Source organism: Polycladidibacter stylochi, assembly GCF_001562055.1.
Classification (GTDB): Bacteria; Pseudomonadota; Alphaproteobacteria; order Rhizobiales; family Stappiaceae; genus Pseudovibrio; species Pseudovibrio stylochi.
Map to the genome: position 1 here is coordinate 113,120 of NZ_LLWE01000019.1, position 14,002 is coordinate 127,121.

The 14,002-nt window shown below is 43.0% G+C and carries 11 protein-coding genes and 1 tRNA gene; 7 read left to right on the forward strand and 5 right to left on the reverse strand.

Going from position 1 to position 14,002, the window contains the following annotated elements; all coding sequences use genetic code 11:
* The first annotated feature begins 49 nt into the window (after nt 1-49).
* Nucleotides 50-679, forward strand: a complete 630-nt coding sequence (locus tag AYK67_RS05680) for a nucleotidyltransferase family protein (RefSeq protein WP_068083556.1) — start codon at nt 50-52, stop codon at nt 677-679.
* Here AYK67_RS05680 and pabB read toward each other — a convergent pair.
* The 3 genes from pabB to AYK67_RS05695 all read right to left on the reverse strand — a co-directional run bounded on the left by pabB (nt 676) and on the right by AYK67_RS05695 (nt 3,887).
* Complete coding sequence (gene pabB, locus AYK67_RS05685) at nt 676-2,475, reverse strand: aminodeoxychorismate synthase component I (protein WP_068083559.1); 1,800 nt, start codon at nt 2,473-2,475, stop codon at nt 676-678. The genes AYK67_RS05680 and pabB overlap by 4 nt on opposite strands.
* Nucleotides 2,476-2,663: 188 nt before the next feature.
* Nucleotides 2,664-3,140, reverse strand: coding sequence for a MarR family winged helix-turn-helix transcriptional regulator (locus AYK67_RS05690; RefSeq protein WP_068083560.1), 477 nt, complete (start codon nt 3,138-3,140; stop codon nt 2,664-2,666).
* A 429-nt stretch (nt 3,141-3,569) separates the two neighbouring features.
* On the reverse strand, nt 3,570-3,887 hold the full coding sequence (locus AYK67_RS05695) for a hypothetical protein (protein WP_208976223.1): 318 nt from the start codon (nt 3,885-3,887) through the stop codon (nt 3,570-3,572).
* Between the two features lie 290 nt (nt 3,888-4,177).
* Between AYK67_RS05695 and AYK67_RS05700 the strand changes: the two genes are divergently transcribed.
* Both AYK67_RS05700 and AYK67_RS05705 read left to right on the forward strand, forming a co-directional pair.
* A tRNA-Ser gene (locus AYK67_RS05700) sits at nt 4,178-4,267 on the forward strand.
* 683 nt (nt 4,268-4,950) lie between these two features.
* Complete coding sequence (locus AYK67_RS05705) at nt 4,951-6,633, forward strand: methyl-accepting chemotaxis protein (protein ID WP_068083563.1); 1,683 nt, start codon at nt 4,951-4,953, stop codon at nt 6,631-6,633.
* Nucleotides 6,634-6,719: 86 nt separating this feature from the next.
* Here the strand turns inward: AYK67_RS05705 and AYK67_RS05710 are convergent, their stop codons facing one another.
* Nucleotides 6,720-8,723, reverse strand: coding sequence for a bifunctional metallophosphatase/5'-nucleotidase (locus tag AYK67_RS05710; RefSeq protein ID WP_156453063.1), 2,004 nt, complete (start codon nt 8,721-8,723; stop codon nt 6,720-6,722).
* A gap of 320 nt (nt 8,724-9,043) precedes the next feature.
* On the opposite strand from AYK67_RS05710, the gene AYK67_RS05715 reads away from it, so the two are divergent.
* Nucleotides 9,044-9,562 carry a hypothetical protein gene (locus AYK67_RS05715; protein WP_068083569.1) on the forward strand — a complete coding sequence of 173 codons (519 nt, stop codon included), beginning with the start codon at nt 9,044-9,046 and terminating at the stop codon, nt 9,560-9,562.
* Between the two features lie 164 nt (nt 9,563-9,726).
* The gene (locus AYK67_RS05720) at nt 9,727-10,542 is read left to right on the forward strand and encodes a class I SAM-dependent methyltransferase (RefSeq protein WP_068083571.1); all 816 of its coding nucleotides are present in this window, start codon (nt 9,727-9,729) and stop codon (nt 10,540-10,542) included.
* A gap of 110 nt (nt 10,543-10,652) precedes the next feature.
* On the opposite strand, the gene AYK67_RS05725 is transcribed toward AYK67_RS05720, so the two are convergent.
* A complete protein-coding gene (locus tag AYK67_RS05725) occupies nt 10,653-11,363 on the reverse strand; it encodes a GntR family transcriptional regulator (RefSeq protein ID WP_206597498.1) in 711 nt (236 codons plus the stop codon).
* 183 nt (nt 11,364-11,546) lie between these two features.
* On the opposite strand from AYK67_RS05725, the gene uxuA reads away from it, so the two are divergent.
* Both uxuA and AYK67_RS05735 read left to right on the forward strand, forming a co-directional pair.
* Nucleotides 11,547-12,767: a mannonate dehydratase gene (gene uxuA / locus AYK67_RS05730; RefSeq protein WP_068083577.1), complete on the forward strand. Its 1,221-nt coding sequence runs from the start codon at nt 11,547-11,549 to the stop codon at nt 12,765-12,767.
* A gap of 234 nt (nt 12,768-13,001) precedes the next feature.
* Nucleotides 13,002-13,973: a 2Fe-2S iron-sulfur cluster-binding protein gene (locus AYK67_RS05735; RefSeq protein ID WP_068083579.1), complete on the forward strand. Its 972-nt coding sequence runs from the start codon at nt 13,002-13,004 to the stop codon at nt 13,971-13,973.
* The last annotated feature ends 29 nt before the right edge of the window (nt 13,974-14,002 follow it).

The window sequence follows — 14,002 nt, forward strand, 5'->3', positions numbered from 1 at the left end:
GCCACATTCATTGTATGGCAATAAAGTCTCTGGCAAAAAGTCAGGTAACATGAGCCAACAAGAATTTTGTTTTCAGCAAGAGAAGCACCCCCTACTTGTATTGGATACACATCATGCCTCGGAACAAGACTATCAAGTGCTCCTAAGGCTGTCTGTTCTCCAGTGTAAACAACTCATGATACGGCTGAATGCCTGCCGTTCCTTGAATCTCAATGACTATTACATTTCTGGAAAAACTGTTTGCTGGTATTTGTGGGCCGCGCTCGTATCAAGCCGCTCACTGTCTCTAACTAAAATACTGCCTGAGCCAGTTTTCGTTTGCTACTATAGGCCGCTAGAAAGAAACCAACTTCGCGCACAAAACTACAACAAGCTAATGCAATGCTTGGGCGGTCGTTCTAAACTAATCAATGTAAGCCAACTCAACCGAAATGCCTTGCTGCAATATGTTGAGTTATCGCAACCAATCAGCGCAACGACAGAAGCTTTGACACGACATCCTGTGCAAACCTACGCTTTTGGCATAAGGCTTTGTGCAAATAGACGTATAGAGATCTTTGCGCCCTTTGGTCTTAAGTCGGTTCTTCAGATGCAATTTACCCCAAACCCACTGGTTGTTGATCCCGCCACTTATCGAAAAGAAAAGCTGCAATACCTCACAGCGTTCAGGGACGATTAAACATTAACGACCTTAGCTGCCTTCAACCCACGAACTGAATTGGCTACAAACAGTTCATCAGCAGCTTTTAAATCATCCACCTTTAAATCTGCCTCTACGGCCAAACCTAAATCTAAAAGCCCTTGTCTAAAGGTACCCGGCAATAAGCCATGCATTAAGCATGGAGTGAGCAATATGCCATCTTTTTTGAGGAATATGTTGGTAAAGCTACCTTCTGTAAGAAAGCCACTTTCATTTGTAAAAATAACTTCTTGTAGGTCTAATCGGCTTTGCCAAAGCGACCTCTCATTGTCATAGAACGATCTTCTTGAGGTCTTATGAAACAAAAAGCGATCTTGTGATGACACTGTTTTATCACTTAAGGCCACCAGCCAAACTTGACCCTTATCTCGTTCACTTACGTTTAGAGCCGTAGATTTCACCGAAAAATCTCCATTTTCTGACAGGTCGACCCTAACGCGTTGCGGTGTATCACAGTCTACTACATGCTCATTCAATGCAGTGCTAATCTGTTGCGAGGAAACATTAAAACCAAAATAATTTGCTGATGCCTCAAGCCGTTTCATATGGCGTGCCAACAGCAAATAGCCATCTTCGGGTGTCCATTTCAATGTTTCAAAAATCGTAAATTCTTCGCGATTACCGGTCAAAAAGTTTAATTTCAAGCGGCATTCATCGTATTCTGCCGACACGCCGCTATCCCAGACAATACCGCCACCTGCACCTATGGTTCCGCGTCCATTATCATCTATTTCCAACGTTCGAATTGCAACGTTAAATCTATAATCGCCACTAGGTTCAATATACCCAATGGAGCCCGTGTAAATACCTCGACTGGAAGCCTCAAGCTCATCAATTATTTCCATAGCGCGTAACTTCGGCGCTCCAGTAATAGAGCCACAAGGAAACAACTCGCGAATTGCTTCTTTCAAACCAGAATGCTCGTGTAATTGCCCTGTTACAGTTGATGTCATCGTTAAGAGGCTACGGTAAGTTTCCACGTGACAAATATTCGAAGCTTTCACAGTTCCATGCACACAAACACGCGATAGATCATTGCGCATGAGATCAAGTATCATGATGTTTTCAGCACGCGATTTTGCATCACTTTGCAAACTCTGCTTATGTTCAAGGTCTTCTTGAAGGGTTCGGCCGCGCTTGATTGTACCCTTCATAGGCTTAGTGGTGAGGCTATCTTCATTTGCAGACAAAAAACACTCGGGAGATAAAGAGAGTATAACCTTCTCTCCCGTATTAATTAGGGCAGCGTAATCAACAGGTTGGGAAAATAATAGTTGCTGGAACAATGCAATCGGGCAGCCGTTCAAATCAATTTTGGCCCGCATAGCCAAATTTACCTGATAGATATCCCCTTTAGCAATGTAATCGCGCACAGCTTGAAAAGCAGCCTCATACTGGCTCTTACTCATGTCAAAACCGCAAAAGTTTACATCCGGGGAAGCATCACTCGTTTTGGCTTGTTCTATGTAGGATTGTGTTTCGCGATCATTTAATAACTGTAGACTTTCAAAGGCAGCAAACCAACCTAATAATCCACATGGCTGCTTAAGCTTTTTATGGCGAAGTTTCTCTTCAAACGCGTACCCGAGTTCATAGGAAAAATAGCCGGCAAGATGCAAGCCTTTCCGGCGGCATGTTTCAATTCTCTCCAAAAAGCTTGGTACGTCCTGTAGGCTTTGACAACTAAGATATTCCGCAGGTTTTTTATAGAGGCGGGATTGCTTGTTGAGCTTGTTAGAGACAAGTAAGATGCTGCCTTTAGGAAATGCCTGCATTATTACGCCATAGTTTCATTCCGTTTAGAAACTGAATAGCAAAGCACTATGGGAAAATCATTGTAATTCTATGAGAATTATCACTTATACAAATATGTTGATCACGTTGAGGAGGATATGCCCCTAAAATCATGCTGAAAAGAGTTTCTCACTACTCTTTCCAACATAATAATTCACAGGATATGTCATTAGGCCGTTTCAAGCTCTTGCTCTACGACAGGGTTCAATGGGTCTGTCTCGCAAAAACGTGTACATGTCGGCGTTTGCGACAGCTGCAAAACGCGGGAGAATAATGCAGACATTTGCTCAAGGCCAGTATCGTCCAGACCTTCCAACAACTGTGATGCACTTTTATTACGTGCTTCAGATACTTCTTCAGCCCGCCGCTGACCGCGCACTGTCAGTTCGACCATAACTTCACGGCCACGACGACGCAGCCTTCTCACCAGCCAGTCCTTTTCCAGCCTGTCAATCAAGCGAACTGTAGCGGAGTGGCTTAAGCGGACCTCTTTAGCCACGGTACCAATTGAAATTCCGGGTGCACGTTTCATAGCAATAAGCGCGGCTACAGCACTAGGAGATAAATCTCCATATAGGTCAGCACTTTCATCTTCAAGAATAGTTGATATTGCAGAAAGTTGATTAGCAATGTGTTTTACGTTCATTTGTATATCTAACTTAAAATTTTTAGGATGATTTTTCGAGAGCACTGCCCTCACCCTTCTAACAATATACGAAATGTAGGTAATATAAAATTTAATCTCTTCAACATATTCCCAACAACTAAAACAAAAAACAAGTTTAAAATCGTATATTATTTAGTTAGTTTTTTTGATTATCGCCTCGAATAACGATAAACCAATAAATATGCAAATAGACATATCTAAAATTTAAATATCCATAATGTGGAAATACGGCCACTCATAGACTTTTCACTGCATGCACAATAAATACAATGTTTAACTTTCTTTAAGATTACTTTGAAAGATTTTTTGTAAGTAATTTCACATCCGTGTAACATGCAATGAAAATTTGTAATGATCGATTTTTAATACATGCAGCCTCATCGCATAAGAGAATCGATTCGCCCTCAATTAGTGCAGCTGAGTTCTGACACCTCGCCCTTTATCTCCCATCCATAATAACAGTAGTCCTAATGGGCCTAATAGCACCCAAGGCGGCATCAATAACAATGACTGCAAGAATGGGTCCCATAGTGCCACCGATACATGGCGCTGAATTGCAGCTTGTGCTGCATTTAGTGTTTGTGGTGACCACTCGAACCACAACTGTCCTGTTGATGCGGAAAGCCATGTCGATGCTGCAATGCTTTTTGTAAGATCCATAATGAGGGACACCATTGCCCCAGCAATGAACCAAAGCCCTAAAAAACGAGATAAGAAGCCAAACACTATTTTCTCCATAGCCTTGAATTTTCTTAAAGATAAACGCTTTCATACTATATATTATAGCTTTTAGAAAATTATTCACCCACTTACAGGCGTGAAACTGACTTCACGTCATAAACTGCATGTTGCATGTGAATTATTTCTTTTTCATGTACAGCAATATAAGGTTTAAATTCAGCCAGTTATCTACCAATCTGGGGAAATAGCAATTGATAATAAAAAACCGCTTGCGTCTCCCCCCATGATTTGTATATACAGCTCCTCACGAAATGACTGGCGCAAACTGGTCTAGCGGAGAGGTGGCCGAGTGGTCGAAGGCGCACGCCTGGAACGCGTGTAGGCGGGTAACCGTCTCCAGGGTTCGAATCCCTGTCTCTCCGCCATCACTACCCCAATTAATCAAGCATCAACTTGGCTGGTAGCTAATTATCATTGGTGTAAGATTTGAAATCATACTTAACAGCTTGATAATCCTATTACAAACTGCTTGCTAGGGTTTCCATCAGAGTTTTTGTAAATATTAATATGATCGCTATTGTCGCCAAATTGGTAGCAGTTGGAACACCCTATTTCAAAAAGATTAACTTGCTGGTTTCCGACTTCTACAAAACTTGAAAGACAGAGCATCTCTTTGCAATAAAGCTATAGGCTTAATCATCAATTTTGACAGTTAGCTGCAATTTTTAATCATCAAAACTCGATCCATACACTCGCTACTAATTATAATAGGGTTTGTAAATTATAGCGTAAATCAAATACCCCAAAACTATTAATATTTAAATTTACATTTACTACATGGCTACTTTTCTCGCTCCACTATTGATAGCAACTCCTTTTTTGTACTGGCAATTGCATATCGTTTGTCCACAACAAAGCAACTTTATCATTAAATATACTAGGCAATGCATCTCTTTATATGCAGAATTAACGTCGCGTTTTCAATATAATATACTTTACATCTCACTAAATAAAAATATATTAGCTGAATAAGTTTCATTATTACCCTTGTTTTATGAAGTGAAAATTGTAGTTCTTCTAGTAACTTATCATATTTTAGGGCGAACAAATGAAAATTAAAAATTTAAGCATAGCCACTAAAATGTTTATCCCTATCGGTGTCATTGTTGCAGTAATAATTACGATCTCTACATTGTATTTACTGCGCATGTACAGCAACACAATGAATGAACGCAAACAAAGTATTCGAAATCTAACTGAGAATGCCCAGTCTATTATTCAGCACTATTACGACCTCGAAAAGGCTGGTGTACTGAAACGGGATGAAGCCCAGAAAAAAGCTAAGGCTGCAATTGATATCCTCCGTTATGATAACGGAAGTGGTTATGTATTTGTCTATGATTACCAAGGAACAAACTTGGTTCTACCTCTTAAGGACCGTATTGGTAAAAACTACATCGACCTTAAAGACAATAATGGCATACCATTCATTCGTTTGCTTATTGAGGCTGCTCAAAAGGGAGGTGGCGAAGTTGCTTATACTTGGCCACGTGGCAATAGTCGACAACAGTACGACAAAATAAGTTTCGGAGCTGGGTTTGAACCTTGGCAATGGATGTTCGGAACAGGCGCCTTTGTTGACGATATCCAAGATGACTTTATGAGTAGTGCCCGATTAACTCTAATTGTCACTATTGTTGGGTTAGTGATCGCCTCTTGTATCTCTTATTTAATGATACAGACCATCTCTAAACCTATTAAGTCGGTTACACACACTTTAAGCCAATTATCCCTTGGGAATATAGATGTCAAAGTCATTCACGATGCGCGTAACGACGAGATCGGTCAAATGGCCCAAGCTGCGCAGGTATTCATTAATAACGAAATTGAACGACGGGAACTAGAAGCTGATCGGCAAAAAGCCCAACGGGTAGAAATAGAACGCGGGCAAAAACTCGCTCAAATTTGTAGCGAGTTTGAAAGATCTATAGGACAAGACCTGGACGGCTTGAAGACATTTTCCTCGAAACTAAAACAGAATGCAACTGTACTTGACAAAAGCGCTGAGAACGCAGCTCAGCAAGGTAATGTGAATGCCAGCGCAACGCAAGATACAGCCCGAAATGTAGATGCTGTTGCCGCAGCAGCAGAAGAGCTTTCATCAGTTGTGATGGAGGTAAGCCGACAAATTCAAACAACAACACAAATGGCTCTACAGGCACATGAGGAGGCCAACACAACCAATAATAGAGTACAAAAACTTGTTGAATCGGCCACAACGATTTCTCAAGTAGTTGTGCTTATTCAAGATGTTGCAGAGCAAACCAATTTACTCGCCCTCAATGCCACAATTGAAGCCGCTCGTGCTGGGGATGCGGGGAAAGGATTTGCTGTTGTTGCCTCTGAAGTAAAGCAACTTGCGAACCAGACATCTAAAGCAACAGATGAAATAGAAAAACAAATAACAAGTATACAAAAAGATACAGAATCTACTGTAACAGCAATGGCTTCTATTTCACAATTGGTATCGAGCCTCTCGCAAGCCTCAACACAAATAGCCAGCGCTATTGAAGAGCAAAATGTGGCCACAAAAGAAATTGCAGGTAATATTGCAAAGGCATCGCAAGCAACGCGGAGCATGACAGAGAGTGTAGGTAAATTATCCGAGGCTGCCAACATTACCCGCTCACAGGCTCATGAAACCGACAGCAACACCATGAAGCTAAGCCAAACCGTCACAACAGTGGAAAATAGTATTGCACATTTTCTTAGTGAGGTAACTCAAAGCTAAAGAAAATTATTATTTTTCAGTTTCTTACAAAGGTATGCGCAGCATGGTTCTTTTGGGCTGCGCATACTGTTGTTATTAGCTAATGACTATTTAACGACCTTCAGTCTCTTGTCCAGTATAACGCCCGTTTTCGGTGAGACGTCTTTCATATCGCGAATGGCGGCGATGATTTCGTTACGATACACAAGGCCGGTATTATCGTAGTCCAAGTTACGAACGTCCATTGATGCAATATCACCGGCAACCCCACCACCAATTGGCTTACCATTCCAAGCTTCGCCAAATCCGCCAAGCGAGATATAAGTGTTGAACGCTATAGTAAACTCTTTATCGAGTACTCTCTCAATTGGCGTGCCGTTCAAGGTTATATTTCTGGCATATGCTTCAGCGGCACTATTACCAAGTACAAGTTCATAGCGAATACCCGATGAGAAGTGCAAGAAACCACGGGAAACAAAGCCGCCACGGTCTGTTTGTGCAACTTCTTCGGGGCGTAACAAGCGCTTTGCATTGCTGTTGAGGAAATCACGAATTTGCGCTCCGCTCATGCGCGCCACATGAACAGCATCCGCATATGGCATCACATCAAACCACTGCCGGAAACTGAGTGCGCCAGCACCAACACCTTTCGAAAGACCTGTTGCGTTAAATAATGCAAAGTCCACTTTACCACTTGGGAACGTAGCTGAACGTTTAACAAGTGTATCATTCATAAAGTTGGCGAGTGCGCTTTCCCCGATATAGCGATCATTCACTGTACGTTCTGTATTGATGAGAGTATCATCTGTAACGCGTCCAATCACTTCAGAGAGCTTTGTCTCTAGCGCGCTAACCATAGGCGCAATTACACTTGTTTCAAATTCTTGGTCGTAATCACCTTCCTGCTCAAGCTTTGAAAATTTGGGATCTGATGACGCAACACGCTGGTCGCGTTTTTTCGTGGCATGGGTTTGAACTGAATTAAACCAGCCTTCCTGCCCTTTATTTGCAGCAATGGACATGGAAATATCGCCCAAATACCGGCCATGTGCTTTTGCCTGGGTTAGGAGTAACCCGCCAACCATATTCGCAGTATCAATACCTTCAGCATTTAACAGGGTATGAGAATGGCCACCAATAAGTACGACAGGCTTATTTATCATTGGCGACACGGCTTCGGCTATAGCGAAATCACCTTCACCAATCATTCGCGCGGTCGCTGCCTTGCCGCTAATATGCTTACCTTTACCGTAGCCACAGTGGCTTAGAATGACAACAACATCACTTACAGCTTCAACGGCACTGTATATGTTTTTAATCGCGGTTACCGGGCTGGCCACAGCAAGGTCAGGATCATTTTCTTGACCAACACGCGTGTCAATTGCCGTTGTCAGGCCAATAAAGCCTATGCGTAATCCATTAACTTCTGCAAGTGCAGCCGGCGCATAGTCTTTATTCATATGGAGATCTTTTGAGCCATGAACGTTGGCTGAAAGAACAGGGAAATTACAATCCCTTTCCAGCCCCTGTTTAAGCTGGCGCGCACCACGGTCAAATTCATGGTTGCCTAATACACTAATGTCCAGACCAGCTTCGGAATATGCTTTGTAACCCGCATCAACAACAAACTCTTCGGGATTCCAGCCCATCAATTCATCAAAAATTGAACCTGTATGGTCATCGCCACCGCTAACAAATAAAACAATTTCATTCGGCTTGGCTTCGGCTTTGGCCTGTTTAACCATTTTCACAATTTGCGAAAACCGATGCGTATCACCCTTTTTACTATGAAACTCAGTTAAGTGATTATGCATGTCATTAAAGTGCATAATTCGCAGTATGCGCTGTTCACCATCGGCCATTAATTGCTGTGGGGCCGGCTTGCCTTGCTGGGTTACAATGGTATTAATAGGACCGGCAAGTGGGTCGCCATGTAGCATATACAGTTTATCAAAGGCACCTTTTGCGTTGGGTGTTACAGGCACCATTGCCAACTCGCCTGCCATTGCTTTTGCATTTGCACGTGTAACAATAGTTGGTAACAGTGCTGCTGTGAGCGAAAGGCTGCCGGATGCAGCAAGAAAATTGCGCCGCGTGAGTTTAGTTGTCATGATTTTCTCCATTTTAGGAGGAAATCCGTAAAATCTATTCGCTACATTCACATGTCACTACACCCAATATTCTATGAATTTTTTGTAACAACCGGCAGCTTTACATTATTCTAAATAACCAGTGATGATTTTTTATTTTAGTAACAACTAGTTAGTCAATAAAAATGGGTGAATTACTAGAATAGTACATATGCTCTTCCTCGTTTATGGATAAGCATGATCAACTAACTTTTAGAACTTCGGGTCTCTACGTGTTCGCAACCTCATTTCTAAACTCGTCATATTTAACAGTTTGCAAATCACTCACATCACTGGGGTATATGGGGTTAAAAAGTGTTGGTTTATTAATATGCTGCCTGCTCTTTCTTTGTATTTCGTCACGATACCAAAGTGCAAAAGCAATTGATTTAAACTATGAAAAGCAATCTTACCCCAACTTATTGGGTACATGGAAAGCAATAAGAAAGGATGCTATTTTTTGGCATCGTGACACTATTAACCATCAGAATTCAGCAAGTGTGCTCATCATCTCCAAACAAAGCGAAGCAATGTTAGAGGCTGAGTTACATTGGCAGCATGTTGAAGGAAAAGGACCTGATCACAACGGGCAGTTTGATACGCTTGGAGGAAAAGAGCAGTTGATTGGTCTCATTGGCTGGGATTTAGCAAGTATTCATTTCGCCCAACATCCTAATTCTGGAGTTTTGCAGGGGCAGATTTTAAACAATGAGGCCTTGGAATTAACACGCGTTGAGGCGGGCCCTTTTGCTGTCGTTGAGCGTTATATTTTTATCCGCCAAGCCAGTTCAACAGGTGCTCCAACACCTCGATCCCAATGATACCATATCTTTTCCCGGCTAACAGCAAAGCGTAATTTTGTTGCCAATGCTGCAAAGCATGCTATGAGCTGTTTTAAAGCCCCAATCACCACTGCTTAGGTATATGTAATTAAGCCTAGTTTCGTGCCATTTAGGGCAATACCATTCAATTGAGCTGAGTTATTATGAGTGAAGTTGACGAAGAAGCCTTAGCCGAGGCTTACAACAATGCGCTTGCGCTTGAAAAGCAAGGTAAGCATGAAGCTGCGGCAGTGGCTTATCAAAAGGTACTTGAATTAGACCCTGCGGATCATGGTGGCGCAAAGGTACGACTTGCTTCCATGGGGCAAGGCTCAATACCAAGCAAGGCACCTGACGCTTATGTCAGCACACTATTTGATCAGCACGCTGAAGTGTTTGATTTAGTGCTCGTTGACCAGTTAGGTTATTCTGTACCACTATTGGTACGAGACCGTATTGAGAAGCTTGCTTTAGGCCCATTTAAACGCCTTTTAGACTTGGGCTGTGGCACTGGTCTGACCGGTGAGGCACTTGAAGACTTATGCGAAACGCGTGTTGGTGTTGATCTATCTGAAGGTATGATCGAAATTGCTGACGAGAAAGAAGTATATGACACCTTATATGTGAGCGAAGTTGTCCACTTCTTGCAAGCAACTACTGCACCCCAATGGGATATTATATGCGCCACTGACGTTTTACCCTATGTGGGGGCACTGGAAACATTCTTCTCGCACGTGAATAAGCATATAACAGATAATGGTGTTTTTGCTTTCTCCAGCGAAACTCTGGGTCAAGAGATATTGAATGGGAAGGACTACATGGTTGGTGCGTTCCAACGCTTCGCACACAGCAAGGATTATCTCAAAAAGCTACTAGAAGATAATGGCTTTCAGGCGCTGTGCTTTGAAGACATCATCGTGCGTTATGAACAGGGCCAGCCAGTGCCAGGCTACTTAATAGTTGCCCAGTCAAAATCTTAGCAATACTTCTACGCATAACCGATAATATTTGGATCTTTACTTATGGCGTATCTTCTGTAACCCTGATTACAGTCAAAGTTACGCCACAAGTTCATTGCTAGCTACTCTTTTTAGGCTGTAAATAGCTTAGAGTTTTGCTCACGAATATTTGGTAGAGAGGTCAAAATCTGCCGCAAGTGCTGCTCCATATGCTCTTGCGCAGCAGATGTACTGCCCGAAGCTATCGCTTGCGCAATTTCCCTATGTTGCGCAATTAATGTCGTAACCGGTGTTGCACTATCTAAACTCAAATAGCGTACTCTATCCAGCTGCGCTTTCATATCAACCACCAAGCGCCAACCCATTTCACAATCGACGCTTTCTGCAATGGTGCTGTGGTATGCCTCGTCAAGTTTTAAGAACTCTGCATTGTTATGGTGTTTATGGGCAAGCTCTTGTAGGTCCAGCAAACGATAGAGTTCCTCAACTAGGCCTTTGGGTTGCATTTCAGTTGCTTTACGGATCATAGCCACTTCAATGGCTTCACGTAAAAACTGAGCATTCGTTACTTCCCGATAGGAAATAAGCAATACAAAAGTACCCCGCTGGGGTTTTATTTCTACCAAGCCAACGTCGGCGAGTTTGATAAAAGCCTCACGCACTGGTTGGCGTGAAACCCCAAGCGATTTAGCTAAGTCAGCCTCTGACAGAGCATTGCCTGGTTCTAAATCTAATTGAACAATAGAACGCTTTAGAGCTTTAAAAACGCGTGTTGCTACAGTGCCTTCATTCATTTGCTCGAAGGTTTCTATTGTTTTTGTGAAATTCGCTTTTTTACTCATATTGACAATATACTACCATTCTAGTTAGATAACAAGCAACAACAGCACATAGAGACTGGTAAACAGAAAATATTGGGGATAGGTACAGCACACCATAACAAATCCCATCATAGTGAAAAGTTATACCAAGTTTTATGCGCTGCAAACCATGATCAGCTACCAACAGAACTGAAAGAAAAACGAATGCGCGCGACATGGAGATGGTTTGGTCCGAAGGACCTGTGCACAATGGCCGATATCCGACATGTAGAGGCTAAGGGCATTGTAACTGCACTGCATCACATTCCCGATGGTGTGCTTGTAACACCTGAAGAAATTGCCAAGCGGCACAATGAAGTGCGCTTCCTGCCCGATGGCACACCAACCGGGCTGGAATGGGAGATCATTGAAAGTCTGCCTGTTTCAGAAGACATTAAGCAGCAAAAGGGCGAGTGGCGGGCTCATATCGAGAACTATAAGCAAAGCCTGCGAAATCTAGCCGCCAGCGGTGTTAAAACCGTATGCTACAACTTCATGCCAATACTGGACTGGACACGCACCAACCTGCACCATCGCTTACCCAATGGTGCCACCTGTATGCGCTTCGATATTTACGATTTTGCTGCCTACGATTTACACCTGCTGCAACGCCAAGGGGCCGAGGCTGACTATAGCGAGGACGTTCGCATTGAGACTGCCAAGCGCTTTGCTGCCATGGATGACACCTTTAAGGAGAAACTAGGCAACGCCATTATGTGCGGCCTGCCGGGTGCTGAAAAGCAAGAGCTTTCTCATGTACGTGAGGCATTGTCGCTTTATGACGATATTGATGAAGAGCGGCTACGCCAACATTTCATTGATTTCTTAAGCGAAGTAATTCCCGTTGCCGAAACGCTTGGCATGAAAATGGGCTGCCACCCCGATGATCCGCCATTCCCGCTGCTGGGTTTGCCGCGCATTTCTTCTACCGAAGCGCAATTTAAGCAGTTGCTCGATGCAGTCGATAGCCCTGCCAATGGACTATCATTATGTACAGGTTCCCTCGGTGTGCGACTGGATAATGATTTGCCGGGCATGCTGGATCGCATGGGTGATCGTGTTCACTTTATGCATATTCGTAATGTGGTCAGCGAACGCCCCGAACTGGTGAAAGATAGCCCCCGCCTCGATAACTTCTACGAGTCCGAGCATCTCATTGGCAATGTAGATTTGGTTGCGGTGATTAAGGCGGCATTGCGCGAGGAAAAGCGACGAAAAGATGCCGGGCAAGTCGATTGGGAGTTGCCATTCCGCCCCGATCACGGGCTAGATATTCTAGATGACGTAGGCCGTGGCACCCAGCCAGGTTATCCAACCATTGGCCGTATGAAGGGCCTTGCAGAGATGAACGGTATCATTGCCGCACTACAACACGAAGTAAGCTAACCTCCCCCGCGATACCGCGCATTCTTAGGTTTTAACTGTAAGGAGTGCGCGGTATCTACCAATATAAACATGTATTCAACATACGCTACTAGAATCTCTAACCTTAAAATACGAATAAATTTTACATAAAAATAAAATTACGTTTACTTTTAACTTTACACTTCATTTAAACTGCTTATCTTACTGTGCTGCCAGCTCATGTTTATTACAGTATAATATTTGAAAGCGTTTAAAATGACAGAGTTTCAGCTCACGATTAACGGACGTGATTACGATGCCCGCCTGGGTGAAAGACTTAGTGATGTCATCTCACGACATGGGGTTTCGTTTCCCCATCATTGCCTTTCCGGTTATTGCGAGGGATGCCGGGTTCAGCTCAATAGTGGTTCTGTGAATGACCATGGCACAAATTTACGACGTCGGATTATTCCCTGTCAGTCTACAATTGCTGGCAATGCTGATATTTCGTTTGACCCCTCACCCAAACCAAGTAATTTGCGTGGGCATATTGAGAGAATTGACCGTATTGGTGAAGTAGTCAAGCAACTAACTGTAACCTTTGAAAAACCAATTAGCTGGATTCCAGGCCAATATTTCCAACTGGAATCGCGAGGCACAACAGCTGCAAATGTTTACCCTTGCTTTTCATTGGGTGGGCGAACTGAATTCAGCAGCCTATGCTTTATTATAGAAAAACAAGCAAATCCTACAATGTTTGCAGAAATTCAGCAGGACAAACTCAGAAATGGCAAAGCTTGCCGTATAAAAGGCCCTTATGGCACATCATTTTTACGACGCGAAGAAGAACGGCTAGTTTGTATTGCTGGACCAACGGGCTTTGCCTCGTTTTGGGCCATTGCAGTGAGCGCAACTTTTGGCTTGGCCAATCGCGAAAAAATACTTGTTTTGGATGAAAGCTATAACACACCTTCATTTCTTGAGGCTGTTAATTGGATGCAAAGTCATAAGCTGGATTTTCGTTTTGTCGATCTAGCAGGCCAATCCGAGCCCCAGTTTCAACAAAACCTTTTACAAACCCTACCTGACTTAAATGAGTTTGACGTCATTCACGCTAGCGGAAATGCTGATTTCATGCAAAATATCAAGCAGGCAACTGATAGTCAGAAACCTTGTTTGCATTTACTCCCTTTAGGAGAAAAAATCGAAAACCTTTGTTTGAATACACTCGTTGCACATGAATACTAGCAGCATTAGATGCTCTAGTTTTATGGTGC

Coding starts and splice junctions, on each gene's coding strand:
- AYK67_RS05680 (WP_068083556.1), top strand. CDS start 50: ATGAGCCAACAAGAATTTTGTTTTCAGCAAGAGAAGCACCCCCTACTT.
- pabB (WP_068083559.1), bottom strand. CDS start 2,475: ATGCAGGCATTTCCTAAAGGCAGCATCTTACTTGTCTCTAACAAGCTC.
- AYK67_RS05690 (WP_068083560.1), bottom strand. CDS start 3,140: ATGAACGTAAAACACATTGCTAATCAACTTTCTGCAATATCAACTATT.
- AYK67_RS05705 (WP_068083563.1), top strand. CDS start 4,951: ATGAAAATTAAAAATTTAAGCATAGCCACTAAAATGTTTATCCCTATC.
- AYK67_RS05710 (WP_156453063.1), bottom strand. CDS start 8,723: ATGACAACTAAACTCACGCGGCGCAATTTTCTTGCTGCATCCGGCAGC.
- AYK67_RS05715 (WP_068083569.1), top strand. CDS start 9,044: ATGGGGTTAAAAAGTGTTGGTTTATTAATATGCTGCCTGCTCTTTCTT.
- AYK67_RS05720 (WP_068083571.1), top strand. CDS start 9,727: ATGAGTGAAGTTGACGAAGAAGCCTTAGCCGAGGCTTACAACAATGCG.
- AYK67_RS05725 (WP_206597498.1), bottom strand. CDS start 11,363: ATGAGTAAAAAAGCGAATTTCACAAAAACAATAGAAACCTTCGAGCAA.
- uxuA (WP_068083577.1), top strand. CDS start 11,547: ATGCGCGCGACATGGAGATGGTTTGGTCCGAAGGACCTGTGCACAATG.
- AYK67_RS05735 (WP_068083579.1), top strand. CDS start 13,002: ATGACAGAGTTTCAGCTCACGATTAACGGACGTGATTACGATGCCCGC.